General features: G+C 43.8%; 13 protein-coding genes. All 13 read right to left on the bottom strand.

The window, feature by feature from the left end:
• Positions 1–1,194: a sporulation protein YqfD gene (gene yqfD / locus J2T13_RS02800; RefSeq protein ID WP_429368114.1), complete on the bottom strand. Its 1,194-nt coding sequence runs from the start codon at positions 1,192–1,194 to the stop codon at positions 1–3.
• The gene (gene yqfC / locus J2T13_RS02795; protein WP_429368112.1) at positions 1,191–1,484 is read right to left on the bottom strand and encodes a sporulation protein YqfC; all 294 of its coding nucleotides are present in this window, start codon (positions 1,482–1,484) and stop codon (positions 1,191–1,193) included. The genes yqfD and yqfC overlap by 4 nt, the downstream gene beginning before the upstream one ends.
• Before the next feature lie 176 nt (positions 1,485–1,660).
• On the bottom strand, positions 1,661–2,203 hold the full coding sequence (locus J2T13_RS02790; protein WP_429368110.1) for a hypothetical protein: 543 nt from the start codon (positions 2,201–2,203) through the stop codon (positions 1,661–1,663).
• 20 nt (positions 2,204–2,223) lie between these two features.
• Positions 2,224–3,222 carry a flotillin-like protein FloA gene (gene floA / locus J2T13_RS02785; RefSeq protein WP_429368108.1) on the bottom strand — a complete coding sequence of 333 codons (999 nt, stop codon included), beginning with the start codon at positions 3,220–3,222 and terminating at the stop codon, positions 2,224–2,226.
• Between the two features lie 88 nt (positions 3,223–3,310).
• Complete coding sequence (locus J2T13_RS02780) at positions 3,311–4,684, bottom strand: NfeD family protein (protein ID WP_429368106.1); 1,374 nt, start codon at positions 4,682–4,684, stop codon at positions 3,311–3,313.
• 216 nt (positions 4,685–4,900) lie between these two features.
• The gene (locus tag J2T13_RS02775) at positions 4,901–5,344 is read right to left on the bottom strand and encodes a GatB/YqeY domain-containing protein (RefSeq protein ID WP_429368104.1); all 444 of its coding nucleotides are present in this window, start codon (positions 5,342–5,344) and stop codon (positions 4,901–4,903) included.
• Between the two features lie 15 nt (positions 5,345–5,359).
• A complete protein-coding gene (gene rpsU, locus J2T13_RS02770) occupies positions 5,360–5,533 on the bottom strand; it encodes a 30S ribosomal protein S21 (protein ID WP_036657994.1) in 174 nt (57 codons plus the stop codon).
• A 135-nt stretch (positions 5,534–5,668) separates the two neighbouring features.
• Positions 5,669–6,031 (bottom strand): histidine triad nucleotide-binding protein, encoded by a 363-nt coding sequence (locus tag J2T13_RS02765; protein WP_429368100.1) that lies wholly within the window; start codon positions 6,029–6,031, stop codon positions 5,669–5,671.
• 164 nt (positions 6,032–6,195) lie between these two features.
• Positions 6,196–6,642 carry a hypothetical protein gene (locus J2T13_RS02760; RefSeq protein WP_429368098.1) on the bottom strand — a complete coding sequence of 149 codons (447 nt, stop codon included), beginning with the start codon at positions 6,640–6,642 and terminating at the stop codon, positions 6,196–6,198.
• A gap of 260 nt (positions 6,643–6,902) precedes the next feature.
• Complete coding sequence (locus J2T13_RS02755) at positions 6,903–10,316, bottom strand: SbcC/MukB-like Walker B domain-containing protein (protein ID WP_429368096.1); 3,414 nt, start codon at positions 10,314–10,316, stop codon at positions 6,903–6,905.
• Complete coding sequence (locus tag J2T13_RS02750) at positions 10,317–11,498, bottom strand: exonuclease SbcCD subunit D (protein WP_429368094.1); 1,182 nt, start codon at positions 11,496–11,498, stop codon at positions 10,317–10,319.
• Between the two features lie 242 nt (positions 11,499–11,740).
• On the bottom strand, positions 11,741–15,886 hold the full coding sequence (gene addA, locus J2T13_RS02745) for a helicase-exonuclease AddAB subunit AddA (protein ID WP_429368092.1): 4,146 nt from the start codon (positions 15,884–15,886) through the stop codon (positions 11,741–11,743).
• Positions 15,835–19,365, bottom strand: a complete 3,531-nt coding sequence (gene addB / locus J2T13_RS02740; RefSeq protein ID WP_429368090.1) for a helicase-exonuclease AddAB subunit AddB — start codon at positions 19,363–19,365, stop codon at positions 15,835–15,837. The genes addA and addB overlap by 52 nt, the downstream gene beginning before the upstream one ends.
• Positions 19,366–19,381 lie beyond the last annotated feature (16 nt).

Raw genomic sequence — 19,381 nt, 5'->3', positions numbered from 1 at the left:
TCATTCTCCTTGGTCGTATACTATAGTTCGTTCTTCTGTTATCTTCTCTTCCACTTCAAAAAGCACTTTCATATAAACTTTACCATTCTCTTTCTTCTCATGCAAAATTTTTTGGCTAATCACCTTAGAATCATTTCCATATTTGGCTAAAATATCACGGATTGCGCCTTCAAATCCTAGCTTTTTAGCTTTCTCGCTCGAAATGGTCTCACTTGTGATTTCTGTTTCCATTATTTTCTCTGTCATCCAACCTACAGAAAGCTTCAACGAACGCCATGTTAATGGATCTTGCTCCTCTACTATATCATACTTCTCATATGGAACTTTACCGTACCCCCAAAATTGAATACCCCAGTTACCCAATACAAGGTAATTCCTATTTCTGGATTCGCCTGTATATACCTTATGCTTCTGCACAATAGGTACTTGTATATTATATTCATGCCACACTAAGCCCTTTACTTCCCCCTTAGCCACAACAGCCTGTGAGTTCTCTTCATCACCAAGGAGTCCAGATATTAGTATCTGGCCTTTCTTCACCCTAATATTCTTAGCCACAAGCGGCTTGCCCTGCTCCGCATATATTTCTGTAATCACCGCATCGCTTTTACTTATCAAATGCCTTGGGCTCACAAGCGGCTTAGGCTCGGGCTCTGAGGCCTCCACGATGTGAATCGTGATACTCGTCCCTTTTTTATCTACCCCGACCCAGGAAGTGCCCGGAAGCTTCATATTCAGCTCTTTAGATAACTTGTCCAGATGCTTTAGACGAAAAGTCCACTGAAAAGGATATATCCCTTCTTTCTGAGCGGCTTCTAATATATCTTCTGATGCTATCGTCACGTTACCTTCAACCTTCACATCCCAGACTAGAGAGGAGAAGAGAAAGAGTAATAGAACAAAGGTAATCATCCCTACGGCAAAAAACTTACGCTGTTCAAGCTTAGCCATTTGAAAAGGAATACCCACCCGCTTCTTAACATGCACACGGCAGCCTGTCCGTTTCAACAAGGGACGGAGATCATGAAAATCTTTTATCAGCACTTTCATTTCCGCAGTATTCATTCCAGACGGATTCACATCCCATACGTGAATACCTGATTGTGTTAAGGCGTTAATAAACGATTCTAGATTCCCTTTAGAAATGAGTATAACAACATATCCACGTAAATGAGTTAGCGTTGGGATTTTCAAGGAGTCCCCTCCGTTCCTATGTATTTAATATTTACAATCGTACCCTCTATCATCACTTCCTGAGACAAAATAGACCGAATCATCAGCTCCGATCCCTCGACCTCAAGTGAGCCTTGGGTAAGCGAAAGAGTTAACTTCTCTGACGAGAAATGAAGTACACCGCGATGGTTTTCAATAAGTAGCTCTTTATTACCGACCATTGTCAACCTTGGCAAATCAAATATGATATCCTGCGGTAAATCAAACAACTCATATGTCCAATTTCGCAGCTTACGGCTGATCCGGGTCATACGAATGTCTTCCCCTTTCCTGTACTGTAAACCATATGCTATGATGATGACTTTTATGTAAGCATTTACGGATCGACAGCAAAGTCAGCACAAAAAGAAGATGCCCCCAGCCATTCTCATGGCTTGTGGGACACCTTCTTTTCAGAAAAATTTAGTTCAAACTATAGACAATACTTTTATAATTTACGACGTACGTACGCAATCTTAGATCGTGGTGGACCTAAAATTTCTGCCCACATGACCCCAGTTTTTAAATTTTCTGCATTGTAAATCGCAGAGTGCCGATTTAACGAATCATCCGACAACCTATACGCATCTTCAACTTGAGCATTTCCACCTGCAATCTTATCGAGCGCAGCGGTTACACGATTGATATCGTTCTGCATCATCTGCTGGCGACCTTCCATGGAGTCCTCGAGTGAACTTTCTTGCCACATCTGAGATACACCTTCACCACTCTCGTAATCAACCGATGATACAGACTGATATTCAGGAACATCAGTGAAGCGCCGATCATCCATCTCCATCATTGGTGAAGAAGATGATGGATAATCATTTCTTCTATCGTCATTCGTTCTAGCAGGACGTTCTGCGACATCGCGCGGTCCACCAAATGTCGGCATACCACTTGACTTGTCTCCTTGATTTGGTTTGCCTTTTTTTCCAATTGCAGAATAAATAGCAAATCCGACAACAGCTATAATATAAATAATACTCATGGGATATCATTCCCTATTCATTATTTTTGTGGATTGTTAGAACTATCTCCACCGTCTCCTGTTTTACCGATAGATCCTCTCATTTGAGTATCCGCCTCGATATTTTTGAGATTCATGTAATCCATAACACCAAGCTTTCCAGAACGAAGTGCCTCTGCCATGGCAAGCGGTACGTCTGATTCAGCTTCTACAACCTTCGCTCTCATCTCAATAACACGAGCCTTCATTTCTTGTTCTTGTGCTACAGCCATTGCACGACGTTCTTCAGCCTTCGCTTGAGCAATTCTCTTGTCTGCCTCTGCTTGCTCGGTTTGCAAATACGCACCGATATTTTTACCAACATCCACATCCGCGATATCAATGGACAGGATTTCAAACGCCGTTCCAGCATCCAATCCTTTAGAAAGAACCGTGCGGGAGATCATATCTGGGTTCTCTAATACGTCTTTATGAGAATCACTAGAACCAACGGTTGTTACAATCCCTTCACCAACACGAGCAATAATTGTCTCTTCACCCGCGCCACCGACCAAACGATCGATATTCGCGCGTACGGTAACCCGTGCCTTAACTTTTACTTCAATCCCGTTCTTCGCAACTGCAGCTACAATTGGAGTTTCGATGACACGTGGATTAACACTCATTTGAACAGCTTGTAACACATCACGACCAGCTAGATCAATGGCAGCCGCACGTTCAAATTCCAATGGAATATTCGCACGTTGTGCAGCAATCAATGCATTAACTACACGGTCTACATTACCCCCTGCTAAATAGTGACTTTCCAACTGGTTAATATCAAGTCCTAGGCCGGCTTTAGTAGCCTTGATCATAGGATTAACAATTCTACTTGGTGTAACACGACGCAACCTCATGGCTACCAATGTGATAATGCTAATGCGTACGCCTGATGATAGGGCCGCAATCCATAGCATAACTGGGAAAAAGCTAAAAAATACGCTTAAAACAATGATCGCTACTACAGCAATCAACAGAATAGGAATTAATGTAGCATCCATAGATTTGTTCATCCTCCATTTTTTCTATTTAATTTGGAATATAGTAAATAATATGACTGATATTGATGCTTGCTAGATACTAGACAGCTTAATCAATAATCGGTTTTACAACAATACGAGAACCCTCGACCTTCACAACATGAATAGTCATGTTACTTCCGATAAATTCTCCATCTGTAACTACATCATACCGCTCTCCATCAATTAATACGGTTCCCGCAGGGCGAAGGGGGGTAACACTAACACCATTCTTGCCCAGTAGATCTTCTTTACTTGCAGCGGGGATATATCCCTTTTCTTTGGTTAGAGAGTCCTTCAGTATGAATCGATTCCATATACCACGTTTCTTAAAGAGCATGGCTACAATAATGATTACTATTAGGGCAGATACGCTAGCGACTCCCAATGATAATGCAACATGAGAAGTACTATAAGCTGCACGAACTACGCCGACAATAAGACATGCTGATCCCAGTAAACCTAGTATACCGAAACTTGGAATAAACAATTCCAGTGCTAACATAACCAGACCAATGATAAAGAGTACCCATGTTTCTGATCCAGCGAATCCTGCCACATAGTTACCGAAGAAATAGAGACCGAATCCAGCAATACCAAGAATACCTGGAACTCCAAATCCAGGAACAATTAATTCAATAATCACACCTGCAATCCCCATGAATAGAAGTAGGGTCATCACAATACGGTTGGTTAGAAACTCCGCTACTTTTTCAGCACCCGTATGTTCAATTCGAAACACATCATCCGTAGAATAGCCCATTACAGCTATGGCTTCTTCTACAGTATTAGCGATCTCATCTGCATAACCAACTTTACGAGCCTGATCACTCGTCAAGGAAATAATATCTCCTTTGCCCTTGATGTAATCAATTTCGGGCATATCGACTACTATATTGACGTCAGTCATACCTTCAGCTATTTTAGAATTACGTCCATTAATTTCAGCTGCACCTTTCATCTTGGACTTCCAAAATGCGACTGTCTTCGGATCTTCAATGGGGTTACCTGTCACCCCATCTACAAGGACAGCTGCCCCGATCATACTCCCAGGTGCCATCACAATATTGTTCGCATTTAAAGCGATGTAACTTCCAGCAGAAGCAGCATCACCACTTATGTATGCCACGGTCTTGATTGGACTCTGGCGAATCATCGTACTAATCTTCTCTGCTGAATCTACCCGTCCACCCGGGGTATTAATCTCAAGCACAATAAGTGATGCGTTCATGCTCTCGGCTTCCTTAAACCCCCGCTCCATGAATTTCTCAAGTCCTTGTTCGATATTCTGATCCACTGGAATAATGTATACAGCCCCACTTTTAACATCTTCTTTAGGTGTTACTGTAGTAGCATTAACCGTTTCGCCAAGTATCGGAAGAACCAGACCTATCACAAGCAGAGTCAAAACTAAGGATGACACAATCCTTTTCATAAAATTCATCGTTTACCTCCTTTCTCTCTTCAATAATTCAACCCTCTAAGGGGTTGTTCAAAAAGTCATTGAACCTCACCTCTTGGTGGGTGCTGAATTGTCGACTAATTGATCCCGCTTTTAAGTATTATGTGTCCAACTTATGTGAGTTAGTACGTTTCAGTCTATTTGAAGTTTCAAAAATAAAAAACACCCCTTAAGAATCAAGGGGTGTCTCTGTTATGTTTATTGCAGAAATTGTTGAACCAATTGGTTCACTAGTTTGCCGTCAGCGAGTCCCTTTACCTTAGGCATAAGGGCACTCATCAATTTCCCCATCTCGGCTTTCGAAGAAGCACCGGTTTCATGGATGGTCTGCTGTACAATGACTTTAATTTCTTCTTCAGAAAGCTGGGTTGGGAGATACTGGCTAATCAATTCAATTTCTGTTTTTGCATTTGCGGCAAGTTCATCGCGTCCTGCTTTTTCATACTCATAGAGGGCATCTTTGCGCTGTTTGATTTCACGACCTAAGATATCAAGCACTTCGTTGTCATCCAAAGCTCTTTTTAAATCTATTTCAAGATTCTTTATAGTCGAACGAACCATTCGAATGGTGGAGAGTGTGAATTTATCTTTACTCTTCATTGCTTGCTTCATGTCTTCGTTCAATCGCTCGCTAAGATTCATAATTGTTAAATCCTCCTAGAACTTTCTTTTACGAGCAGCCTCAGACTTTAGCTTTTTCTTAACGCTTGGCTTTTCATAATGTTTACGTTTTTTCACCTCAGCCAAGACGCCATCTTTAGCGATGGAACGTTTAAAGCGACGAAGTGCAGCATCGATTGTCTCATTTTTACGAACTTTCGTTTCAGACACCAGTTTTCCCTCCCTCCGACCAGACCGTCCAAGAGTATAACACGGTTCATCAACTTATATTATATGTGAAAGGGAAATAGAGTGTCAACCTTACAACTTTTTTTTTATAAAATTCTTATACTTAAAAATAGAAGCTTATGATTGATGTGAGCTAGATATGCCTGTTAGAGCACCTATTTTAGCTCCTCCAAGCAAATGATAGTGAAGGTGTTGTACGGCCTGTCCACTATCGGGTCCACAGTTATTGATTAGTCTATAACCCGATTCATTGACACCTAGATCCTTAGCGACCTGTTGTGCTACTTGATGAATCTCAGCAATTAAAGGTAGATCTTCTGTAGTCACTTCGTTCATCGAATCGATATGTTTCTTGGGTATAATTAACACATGCACAGGAGCTGCCGGCACAATATCATGGAATACCAATAGATTCTCGTTCTCAAATACTTTATTCGAAGGGATGCTCCCCTCGACAATTTTGCAAAATAAACAATCCATTCACTCCGCCTCCTTAATCTATATACATATATTACATCATAACGGATTCTGAATCGAATCGTCCAATAGACTTAAATGTTACAAGGAATGATAATAAACAGTATGCAAAAAGACCGCCGCGAAATTTTATCCGGACGGTCTTTTTACATGAAAATAAAAACATTTCAATAATAAGGTAGCAAACTTAATGCCGCCAGTGCAGCAAGCGGTAAAATCAAACGATTAAATCTACGTCCATATGGGGGATAGCCATACCCTCCATATCCATACCCCGGATAACCATACCCTGGGAAAACAGGGTAGCTCCGACTTGGATCACTTGGATCGCTTACAGCAGAGGCGTAATAGCCTTGAGACAGCGCTCGTGTCTGAATGCCGGGGTACCCCCCGTAATTACCATGATGATCATTCCATCCCACCTGATGTCCCGCATTCTCTGCACCCATCTGTCCACTTTGGGGTACTTCGTGACATACTGGAACAGCTAAATATAACTGTTCATCATCCACACTCTCCACAAATCCATCGTAATTTCTTCCGTCAATTAACCATACGCGCACGTAACGATGGATATGGTCATGACACAACTTTTGGGGATCTATCTTTTCCATTTCATCTAATCCTCCTAATATTCCATGAATGCCTACTCACATCATATTCAGGTCTAGGCGGATCGATCCTAAAAATACAAAAAAAAAGGAAGCACCCAATCAGCAGTGTATGCTGATAGTCGTACGAACTTGTGTTAAGAAAGTAACTTTCTCACTCATAAGTTCGTCCACTGTGCTTCAAACGATGTCGGTTTTATGTCTGTATTATAACAACAGGTTGTTACTGTTACTGTGACGTACATCACTAACTATAATAAACTCTACATATTTTCTTTGATAATGCGAGAACCGCCTCCAGCTTGCTCAGCAGGGAGGATGACTAGCTTCCGTGGTAGTCTTGCTCTCAACTCCGGAACATGACTAATAATACCAACAGACAAATGATCACTATGAAGACGTTCCAATGATGTAATAACCATATCTAGAAGCTCTGGATCAAGCGTTCCGAAACCTTCATCTAAGAAAAAGAATTGAAGCGGGTATTGACCGCGAAGCTGAATTTGCGCGGATAAAGCAAGAGCGAGCGATAGTGATGTTAGGAACGTTTCCCCACCAGATAACGTCGATACAGGTCGGCGTATTCCACCATTCATGTCATCACGAATAACAAACCCTCCACCAGAATCTACCTCTAGGGAATAACGCTGTCTTGTTAGAAAGCGAAGGCGCTGAGAAGCATCCTGACTAACTTGCATAAGTTGTTCTTCGGCAATGTATTCAACAAAAGCATTCCCGCGTAAGCAGGATTGAAGTTTAGAGAGTTGCTCTCCCTTAGCTCGCTTCTCCACTCTCATTTCCTCAAGTTGCTTCCAGCGTGTATGCCGATGCTCTACATCTTCTAAATCACGTTCTGCTCTCGCTCGGGCTTGAACCGCTTGTTCATCTTCATTCCGACTTTCATCCAATAATCGAGAACTATCATTCCATTCTTCTTCTGTTAACGAAGAACCTGCCAGCTTCTCTTCCAGATGCCTAAGCTTCATGGTCATTTCTTTCTCTTGTTCTCGATGCCATCTTACCTGCTCTGCATACCGTGCTTCTTCCTCACTCTGTAGACAGTAACGCTCAACCTCTTCCGAAGTAGACAAAGGTGAAGCTTCTAACTGTTGCTGCCATCTTAAGGTTGATGCCTCGTTATGCTCAAATGCTGATTCTACGGCCTGCTGTGACATAACCAATAACTTCATCACTTCGTGTTTCGCATCTTCAGCCGTTCGACGGAGTTGCTTGGATTGTTCAACTGCTTGCTGTAGATATTGTAATTGTTGTTTACAGTCTGACAGGAGCTCTTTAGCAGACTCCTCACCAATCCAAGAGATAAGTTTAAGGTCCATCTCGTGTAATTGTTCCATTTTAACGTTCCACTGCGTATGCAACTGAATAAGCAATTTATCCAGTTCTCTCATTTGCTGATCAATGGATTGGACTGAAGTTGTTTTACTAGTTATAAAAGGAATACTGACCTCGAGCCGCTCTTTAATCGCATCGGCTTCTTTATCCTTTTCCTGCATTTCCCTGAATCTAAGCTCAGATTCTGCCATCGGTAGTCCAGGAAAGTCTTGATTCCAAGCTTGTTGTAGCTTAGTCAACTCAGCTGTAACTTGCACAAGCTTTGACTTCGTCTGTTCATAGAAACTTCGCAGAGCTTCTGTTTCCGCGGTATATTTCAGATGTTGTTGTTGAATCTTATCTAATCTCTGCTTCAATCCAGTAGCTTCCTGTCGCAACGTTGTTATAGCCTTTGAACTTAACGTGGCTTCTTCTTCCAGCTGGATCAACTGTTTCTCCCAATTTTCTACCGAGAACGATTGCGGTGCCCATCCATCTTCAATTGCTTCTTCAACCGTTGATGCCACCATGGAATTCTGAGATATAACAGGCTCAATTTCCACGGATTCAAGTATCGTTCTACCTTCGTGTGCCAGTTGACGTAAAGTAAAAGTAAGCTCTCTCAATCGTTCTTGCAATCGGCGGATCGAATCACTTTGTGCTGGGCCAATAAATTCAAGTGAATGATCTCCTACAGGATGTGGATGGTGCTCTGAACCACACACAGGGCATGCATGTCCTTCTTCTAGCTGTGATGCTAACGTGAGTGCAAGAGCCTGAGACTCCTGTTGCTTGAGCTGTTTACGTAGCTGCTCTTCCTCTGTTTCCAACCTTAGAACCGCTTGTTTAACTCGATCTTCCTGCTCTGTTACACTGGCTACAAGAAGAGAGATGTTAGCTATGAAACTTATATTCATAACATTAATCGCAGATTGTTCTTGCTGAAACTCAACTAATCTGGATGATATTTCTGCCAGTTTACGTTCTTGATCTGAGCATTCCTTAGCCATCACATGCTCTTGCTCTTCGAAGGAGAGTATCATTTGTCTGCGCTGTACAGCACGCCCTAGGATATCTCGATCCTGAGAACGGACCTCTAGTTTCTTTAAAGCTTCTTGTAGTTCAGTCTGCCTTTTTTGTCCCTTAATCAGTAACTCTTCCTCTTTCACAAGTGTCGCTTGAAGATCTGTATACTGAGTTGTAGTCTCCACTCGTTTCTTATCTATTTGGTGACATTCATCCCGAAGAATATCTCGCTCCTGTTGAAGCTTCACAGCCTGCTCCAATTGATCGTGTCGTACCCGTAGCTTAGGTTCTTCACTTGATAACTTGATCTGCGCCGCATCATCTACTTCGATGGCACGAAGCGCCGACTCTTCGGATTCCTTTGCTTTTAACGTTAGTTCACCAAATTTAGTTATACGAGCCTCATGCTCTCGCTTACTCTCCTGCCATTGTATTAACAAGGGCATCAGTTGCTGTGCCACTTTAGCCTTAGCTAGCCTGTCCTCCAATGAGATGATCTGACTTTCTGCAGAAGCAAGTTCTTTCAGTTGCACCTGACCATAGTTTCGCTCAATCTGCCATTCCCAAATCTTAGAGAGTTGCTCTGACTGCTGAGTCATTTTTTTGAATCTTCGTCGAGAAGTTTCAGCATGTGCAATAGTCTCTTCGAGGTGCTTCTTCACTTGGTCCAATGCTTCACGTCCTGCATTTCCAAGTCCTTGTTGCTCGGCTTCTATTGTCTTTAGCGAAGATTCGTTCTCTTTAACACGTCGACTAAGCTTCTGCCCCAATTGATCGCCATACTGTTCTAAATGAAATAAGCGCTGTAACATTTGTCTACGATCGGTACCTTTTAGAGACAAGAACTCTGCAAATTTCCCTTGAGGTAGAACGACTGCCCGTGTGAAATCATCCATTTTGAGCCCAAGTTTATCTTCTACACAGCGTGTCACTTCTACAAGTTTGTCCGCAAGAACTAGATCTCCATCTGCCGTAATCTCAATAAAACGACTGATAGTATTACTGATGGAAAGTTCATTTGACCTTTTGAATCGACGCTCTACACGATATTGTTCTGGCCCTGCCGATGAATTCAGCTCAAAGGTAAATGAGACAAACAAAGAGTCCTCGGAATGGTTCATAATGCCTTGTGTTCCGTTAACTGCTCTCTCTACCTTGCCATATAGAGCTAACGTAATAGCATCTAGTAATGTTGACTTCCCACTCCCCGTAGGCCCAAATATACCGAACAGGCCCATCTGTGTTAAGTCCTCAAAATCAATCTGCTGCACTTCACGATAACTTTGTAATCCAGAGAGTTTCAGTGTGATCGGCTTCATCTATACGTCCCCTTCTTCCTGAACAGTGGCATCTTCCTCAATCAAATCAAGAAATAATTGAACCATTCCCTCATCTGGCTCCGCTCCCCCTGTCTGACGCTGGTAAAACTTACGAAACAGCTCATGGACTGGCATACGTGAACGTTCCATATCGAGCTCTGCCACTTCCATTTCTGGGTAAATGGGACGGATATGTACCAATCCTTCACGACTTTTACGTAGTCTTTGAATTTCGCCAAGCGACATCGCATCGGTTAAGGAGATTTCTAAATCGATAAATGCATGGTCGTCTAGTCCCTCATCCAGCCAACGATACACTTCCTCTAGACCATGTTTAGCTTTCCAACGCACAAGTGGTCGTCCACAAGATAGAAATAGTTCCTCAAACCGAGGTTGCCCACCCCCAGGGGAAATGTCTAGCATCGCAACTGATTTGGCTTGCCCAGCCTCAGAAAAGCTATAAGCCAGTGGAGAGCCACTATACCTAACCATTCCATCTCCTTTAACTGCTTGCGAGCGGTGAAGATGACCTAGTGCAGTATACTGAGCACCTATAGACAGCGCAGATGGATCTACTGTGTAGGCTCCCCCGACTTGAATAGGACGCTCCGAGTCAGATTCTACGCCACCTAATACATAAATATGGCTCATCGCTAAATTCACGGTCTGTGGCGTAAATTCGCTAGCTAACATCTCCATTAATTTGCCAACACGAGCGCTGTATGCTCGTCTTAAATCATCTTCACTTCCCTCTACCATAAGGAGTTCATTAAGTCGAGCTTCAGAAGGATAGGGAAGTGCGGCTATTTTGGCAATTTCACCTGTCCGCTTCGCTTGAACGGTTATCGCATTTGCCACAGGTAATCCCACTAGCGTTATACCCTGCCTAGTGACAAGTGGAGACACGGAAGACACACGCTCCGGCTGGTCGTGATTACCTGCTATGACAACAAGAGGACGTCCATTCGCAGTCAACCTTGCGGCAGCCTCATAGAAGAGTTGCTCAGCGGCAGCCGGAGGATTGACAGAGTCATACACATCGCCTGCCATGAGGATTACGTCTGCTTGTTGATCGTCAGCCATTCTCACGAGCTCATCGACGAAATCCTCCTGTTCTTTCATGCGACTTCTTCCCTCTAGCGTCCGGCCGAAATGCCAATCACCTGTATGCAATATTCGCATGTTATCTCTCCTCTTTCTATTATTTCATTGATCAATAGATGATTTTTTGAACATCCTCTTATAGTCCGTGTTCAAAAAATCAACTATTCAGCACCGAGAAGGTGAGTACAGACCGAAGAAGGAGTAGCGGAATGTAGGAATGCCTACATGAGCAACGGACTTCGAGGGTTGAACTCAGATTCGATGCCGAATAATCTACTAGTGTTACTTCGTGATCAATAGATGATTTTTTGAACATCCTCTTATAGTTGGATGACGTGTGAACCGTCAAAGAAATATAACCACATCTCACCCACGGGTTCACCTAGAATATCTTCTAACGCTTTACTGTACAGTTCTAGTTGGAATCGATATCGTTCCATCAAGGCTTCCACACCACCGCGCTCTTCTATAACGCGATCTGTTTTATAATCAAGAAGAATCAATTTCCCTTCCACTCGAAAAATACAATCTACAACCCCCTGAATAAGCACTATCTCCTTGTCCAGTTGCTCAGCAATCATCATCCTACTCTCATCCTGGAGCTGATTCTTCACGAAATGAAGTCCTTGGTGGGCCTCCACTGCTGAGATTCCATAACTAAAGGGCATCTCTCGAGCTACCCAAGTGGCTGACATTAACCTTGCTCCAATATCGCTAGCAAACATAGCTGCTACTTCAGTGGGTTGGATCATATCTGCTTGCTCTTTAGTCACAATTTGGCGGTCAACAAGCCGATATAACGTAGCTTCTACGATATGCATGTCCACAGATCCCTCGTTGAGCGGAATATGCTGCATCAGTGTATGATACACGGTTCCACGTTCTGTAGGGCTCATGTTTTTCTTTTCCATAAACTTAGGTCGTTGAAGCTGCAACGTAGGTACATTCTGCGATCCAGCTGCACTCGCCATTTCCTGCTGTAGTTGTTTCTCTTCTAACCAATCTAGGGAAGGATGCTCCTGTAATGTAATAAGCTTTTTCATTTCCGTTACGGATGTTTTAGCAGATAGCGTGCTCGATAACAAATAGGGATAACGCCAATCAAGCTTGTTGTCTACTGATATGACTGCCCCCTCCAGATTACCCTCACTATTCAGTAATCCCGTAGGAATAAGTTGCTTCTTCAGTATCGCTTGTAGCTTCATTTCGCGATCTTGTGAAGGCGCCTCTGCTTCATCTGTTCCCCTCAATATTCCTTTGGACAGCTCATCGGCGGTCAGTATAGATACTCTCCATGATGAAGGATCATCGTTCAATACAGCCGAAGGTAACTCACTAGCCCCTCCTAACTGACGCAGTACTTCTGCCCCTGGATGACGTATAAGCGCAGGCCCTACCCAATCTAAGTAACTACGTCCCCTAGAGAGAATATGATCGGGCAACATAAATTCCTTGTGTCCTTGAACTTGAGTCCATGCGGTCACTTTTTTGACTAAATCTTTGGCCGTACCCACAAGAACTAACTTCTCCTTAGGACGTGTCAATGCCACATAGAGGACCCGCATTTCTTCGGCTAGTAACTCTAGCTGCGAACGGCGTCGTATAGCGAGATTAGGCAGCGTTGGATAACTCACACGCATCTGTTGATCCACAAATTTAGGACCAAAACCAAGCTCCTTATGCATTAAAAATGGCGAATTTAGATCCCTCTGGTTGAATGTTTTAGCCATTCCTGCTACAAAAACGACTGGAAATTCCAATCCCTTACTCTTGTGGATCGTCATGATCCGTACTGCATTGTCTTGTTTGTCTGCTCTTCCAGGACTTCCTAAATCTGAGCCATTATCACGTAGTCTTGATATAAACGTCAAGAACCGAAACAAGCCACGCGAAGCCGTCGTCTGCTCATATTGCACCGCTCTATCATAGAGCGCTGTCAGATTGCTCTGTCTCTGTACTCCACCAGGAAGTCCCCCAACCCAATCCATGTAACCAGTCTCACGATAGAGATGCCAGATCAGATCGCCTAGACTCCCCCTCCGCGCTTCATTCCGCCAGCCCTCTAACTTACGTAGAAAAGTCTCAAGCTTATGTTGGAGTTTGGTTTCTATTTTGGCCTCATTATTAGTCTCTATATCTGAGGGTAACTGTAGTGAATAATCATCTAAAATGAGATGTTGCTCTGCCGCAGATGGTGAGCTTGATAGATCTTGAGTAACAACCTGTTCCGTAGCAGCGACTTCGCTATGGGTCGATTGTATTTCTTCAAAAACAGCTGAGTGTGAACCGGGTTCACTTAATTTTCCCATCCCTGCAGCTGCTATTAATGCCTCATAGAAAGGTCCCTTAGCACATAGTCGAATCTGTGCGAGTTCTTCCTCAGACAGACCTACAATTGGCGAACGCAATACGCTAGCGAGTGGAATATCCTGTTGAGGATTATCAATGATTTGTAATAGTGAGAGCATAATCTCCACTTCTGTCGCCTCGAAATAACCTTGGTTCTGTTCTCCATCTGCGGATATCCCCTGCTGACGTAGTTCTTCCATGATCAACGGACCCCAAATATAAGCAGAACGAAGTAAAATGACCATATCGCCATAACGTACCGGACGCATGATTTTTAATGACTTATCGTAAATATCCAGGGGATTTCCACCTGTTTCCCCTGTCATCTCCTTGATCTTCCGTGCAATTGCGCGTGCTTCTAACTGCGCCGTCTCCATCTCGAGCCATTCGCCCTCTTGCAACAAGGAACTTTCTTCGTCTTCGGCAGGCTCAGCATCTCTAGCTCCTCCGCTATCCCGATCTATAAGTAAAAGTTCTGGATCATATGTGGAATCCATTTCACTTCCTTCTGTACTTGGAAAAGAAGCCCCATACACCAGCTCTGCTCGCTCATCATAGTTAATTTCGGCCACAGTCTCATTCATAAGTTGACGAAAAATCACATTCACCGCATTGACTACTTCCATACGACTTCTGAAATTACGAGCCAAGTCGATAACGATACCTTCACTATCAACTGTACCATACCTACTATATTTTTCTAGAAAAAGACCCGGTTCTGCTAGACGAAAGCGATAGATACTTTGCTTCACATCTCCTACCATGAATCGGTTACCAGGTAAATCTCTAGATATCAAATTCACGATATTTTCTTGAACACTATTCGTATCCTGATACTCATCTAGCAATACCTCATCAAATTGATTCCGATATTCCATGGCTGCATCTGACGGGTACGTCTGATCTGGCGAAGAATCAGGATGACGTAAAATTTGTAAACAGTAATGCTCTAGATCGCTGAAATCAACAAGTCCTCTACCTTGCTTCGCTTCCTTATATCGCAGCCCAAAAGTAATCACAACCTCAGACAATTCCTCCATAACAGGAGCAATCTCATGTAGCTCAGCCAGAAAATCCTCTGCAGGACGCCCGAACAAAGCCCCTTTTAGCTCATTCAATGTTTTCTTAACACTATCCCGTAGCTCTTTGACACGTTCCTGTATTTCAGGATCTGTCTCATCTTTACGACAACTCTTTAATTTACCGAAGGAGACACTTTGAAAAGCGTTATACAGTGCATCCCACGGGAAATCCTCGAGGCACTCTCTAAGGGACTCGACCATTTCGAGATCATCCGTAAGGTTATCCACATAAGGAGCCGGCCCCCCCGGTGACTTAGCCAGTGTTATCGCTTGATGAAGCAACCCCGCTGCACCGGCGAGTGATAATTTAGCATCCTGAATAATACTTTCTACCCACAGACTTTGCCCAAGTGTTGCTGTATCTGATACAGTGAATGCGGATGCCATCTTCCTCAGCCAATCATCAGGCCAAGGATGACTCCGTGAGAAATCATATAATTTCTGAACGAGTATATAAACAGCATCATCGCTACGTTCACCACTGAACCAATCTGCTAAGCGCAGAAAGAGACCGCCTTCTTCTGCTTCCCCGTATTTCTCTTCAAATAATTCCTCAAGTATTTCCTGTCTCATCATCTCAGATTCATTCTCATTAAGAATTCGAAAGCCCGGATCAAGCGGTATTAACTGATAGTATCGGCGAATAACCTCCATACAAAATGAATGTAACGTAGTGATAGACGCTCTGCCCAATAAAGATAACTGTCGACGTAAATGTCCATTACTCGGGTCTTGCTCTAATGCTCTATCCAGCGCTTCACGAATCCGCTGACGCATTTCTGCTGCGGCTGCCTTGGTGAAAGTGGCCACTAACATCCTTTCCACACTAAAACCCTGTTGCTCGTCGGTAATTTTACGAATAATTCTCTCTACTAGAACCGCTGTCTTACCTGAACCTGCGGCTGCTGCAACAAGGATATGATCACCACTAAGCGAAATAGCCTTCCACTGGTCATCGCTCCACATGCTGTTTTCGGGTTTGACTATTTCGTGCACGGTGTATCTCCTCCTTGGTTCTGCTCCAATAAATTCCATACCTGCGCTTTGTCTGGTTTGCCTAGCACATGATATTCGCTACCTTCAATAGCTTCGTCAAATTGGCATACGGGCTTAAAGGAACAGTAAGTACAAGCCGTCTCATGCTGAATACGATAGGGCTCAATCGCGACGTCACCTTCAGTGATTCTCGTCCCAATATTCACAATATTATTGCGAACCGAAGATAGTAGTGTATCCCACTGCTCTGGCGTCGCTACAGCGGCACTACTGTAGAAGCTTCCATCTGACTTCACGGCTACCGGAAGAATCGCAGAGTGACCCTTATCAAGGGTAGAATCCATCTGAGCAATGGCATCACGATCAGACAGAAGTAACCCTTTCATTTTGAACCGTTTGAGTAGTTCATCTGCCGCCTGTTCATTACTCATGCCATTCGCAGACTGTAGAATGGGATCATGGACATGGAAATATAACGTTCCTGCAGGAATAGCCGCCTTACCCAGCCATTCCTCCGCATAAGTGAGAAGGACATCAAGATACGTCAATAACTGAAGGGATAGCCCATAATAAACCTCATGAAGTCGTAGATCATTCTGACTTGACTTATAATCGATAACCCTTAGCATCATCCCTTGCTCTCCCTGAGCCATATCCACACGGTCAATCCTTCCAATGACTTCCATGACAGAACCATTCCGTAAAGGAAAGGTTAAAGGAGGTAGTGTCTTACCCGGTCCGAAATCAAGCTCCAGTCCTACTGGCTCAAAACTGCCCCGTCGAGCATGTTCCCCTAGGATGACGGAAGCTCTGCCTACGATATTTTTTAATTTACGAGAAATATATCCGTAACGTTTGGTACTAAGTAGTATTTCACCCTGTAGGAGTGGCGTCAGGCGATCTACAGCAATCCCCGCTTCCTGACGGCACTCTTCGGCTGTCAGGCTTCCCCAGCTTATATTACGGGTCTGTAAGCGTGTAGCCATATCACTAAGAGCCGCATGGAACAATTGACCGATATCTGGTGCTTTCAGTCGATAGATTTGGCGCTCCTTCAGCTTCAATCCATGTGAAGCAAAGTGCGAGAATGGACATGCTGTGAATTTCTCCATTCGAGATACGCTTGTTCGTACCTTGGCCCCGTATAATTTGCGGCTGGTATCGGCATACAATGCCTTCGTATCATTTCGATAGAACAGTGAACGTAGCAACATCGCTAAAGGCCCCTGCCATTCTTCACGTGCTAAGAACCAGTTATACGCATCCCACCAGAATACAGGCATCTCCGTTCCCTGCTTCCACTGCCTAAGTTGAACAATCAAGTGGCTCAGTGTTTGTTGTGGGCTGGTTATGAAAGCTTGTTGTTGCTGCGGAGTCTGACCCCGTAGCGGTTGCCCTAATAAAGGACTCTCCTCTAACTTTCCAAACATCTTCCTTATATGTCTAATGACATCGGAAGCGAGTAGCGCTTTCCCCTCTTCATCAGCTGCTGCATAACTTATCCACACATGACGACTAGCCGAGGTAAGCGCATTATAGATAAGAAATCTTTCATCAAGTAACTTACGGGAAATACTAGGCGCAAGCTCCATACCTGAATCTATGAGTACACTTCGCTCTTGTTCCGTAAGTACACCATCTTCTTGATAAGCTGCAGGTACAACACCTTCATTGAACCCCAATAAAAACGTATACTTCACTCCACTCGCCCGTGTCCGATCCATATTCCCGATCAACACTTGGTCAAGAGAAGGTGGGACTAGAGCCAACTTTAATTCCGTCAGCCCCGTTTCTAGAATGCCAATAAACAATTCAAGCCCAATCTTCTCGTCACCCATCATCTCTACAATTTGATCCAACAAGCCGAGAAATGCGCCCCATAATTGACGATGTTCCTTAGCCAGTTCTGGTTGTCCATTTTGCAAGGACTCATGACTAAATAAATCCAGTTTTTGCGGAACATCAGCCTCTTCTAGGAGATTATAAACCGCGGTACAAAAGTCACGAGCCGTTGTACCCTTCTTAAGTTTTTCTTCAAAAGAAAACAAGGGCCCTGTTACCGCACCACGACATCGTTCCATGAACTCAAGCAGTTGCTCCCCACTCTTTTCCCGGTCAGGGTCACCCTCTTCGAGTGACAGACTTGGCACTCGCTTCCAAGGATAGGCATCGCCCCAGCGGTAGCCCTGAATACCACTTGCCATCACATAATTCTCTAACCGATCCATATCCGACCGATCTAACGAACCATCCAGTGGAAGTAATAGATCTGTCTTAATACAGCGAAATACATCCTCATATCGCCAGTGCCGCTGCACGATATCCAAAGAGGATCTTATAAACTCTATCAACGGATGATGTAGTTCGCTTCTCTTCTGATCCAGAAAGAAAGGGACGCCATAGTCACGGAAAATAGGCGCAATAATAGGCTCGTAATCTCCTAATTGGCGTACGAATATGGCCATATCACGATATCTCACACCTTCATCCCGTGCCAGACGTATCATTTCACGCAGTGCACCTTCTACCTCGATCCGGCGATTCACGGCGACATGCAATGAGATTCCAGAACGAGTCCCCTCCTCTTGCTTCTCATACTCATGCCATGGAATCCGACGATCAAACCCACGTTCAAGATGCGCAAGCTCAGGACTCTCTGCGAACCTTGGGAGTATGTCTGGCTCCAATACGGTATCATAAGAGTCCACACATAACTCAGATGCCATTCCTTTCATCTTCACGTACGTTGTAGCTGTTGGATGAAAGAGATCAAGCTCATGAGGAAGCATTCCTAAACTGTAGGATCTATCCAATGTTAGAGCGATGGTCACAGAAGAAGCACATTTCATTAACTGCTGGATAACAACAAATTCTTGGGGAGTAAAGCCATGAAATCCATCAATCCATATCTCTGCATCTTCGATATATTTAGATAGTGGAACAGCTTCCGATAGCGCCACCAGCGTATCTTCATTATCGATATAAAGAGGAGAAAGCTCCTGCTCAAAATCCTGATACAATGTTAGAATGTCACCGAGCTTATCCCGTAAAATGGGCGTTCCTCCACCGGTTACTCTCATGCTAGCGAGCTGTCCTTCTACTTGATCAGCATCTATACAGTATCTCTTCATTTCTGTATAGAGCTGCCCTAGTCTGCCTACGAATCCCATTTGATCTCCTGATGCTCCGAATAATTTCAGCTCATCTTTACGGCGTTGGATGATTTTATAAAGAAGCATTCTTTTACCTTCTTCACTAATCCCTATGCGAGCTGCTCCACCTGTCTCCTGCATCACCCGATAGGCTAGACGCTGAAAACTAAGCACTTGAGCTCGTACGCTCCCTTTGATCGTTCCTGAGGTTACTAGACTATGCTCCGCTTGATAGGAACCCTGCTCCGGTACAAGCAGAATGATAGGTTTGCCTTGCGGTTGCTCACAAAGTCGTGCAGAGATGTCCTGCAATATAGTCGTTGTCTTACCGCTTCCCGAACGTCCGATAAGAAAATGAACTGACATGGGAATACCTCCTTTA

The sequence above is a fragment of the Paenibacillus sp. DS2015 genome, from assembly GCF_050433705.1.
GTDB lineage: Bacteria > Bacillota > Bacilli > Paenibacillales > Paenibacillaceae > Paenibacillus_AQ.
The sequence above is the reverse complement of the archived record's forward strand: the minus strand, read 5'-3'. Positions and strand labels throughout refer to the sequence as shown.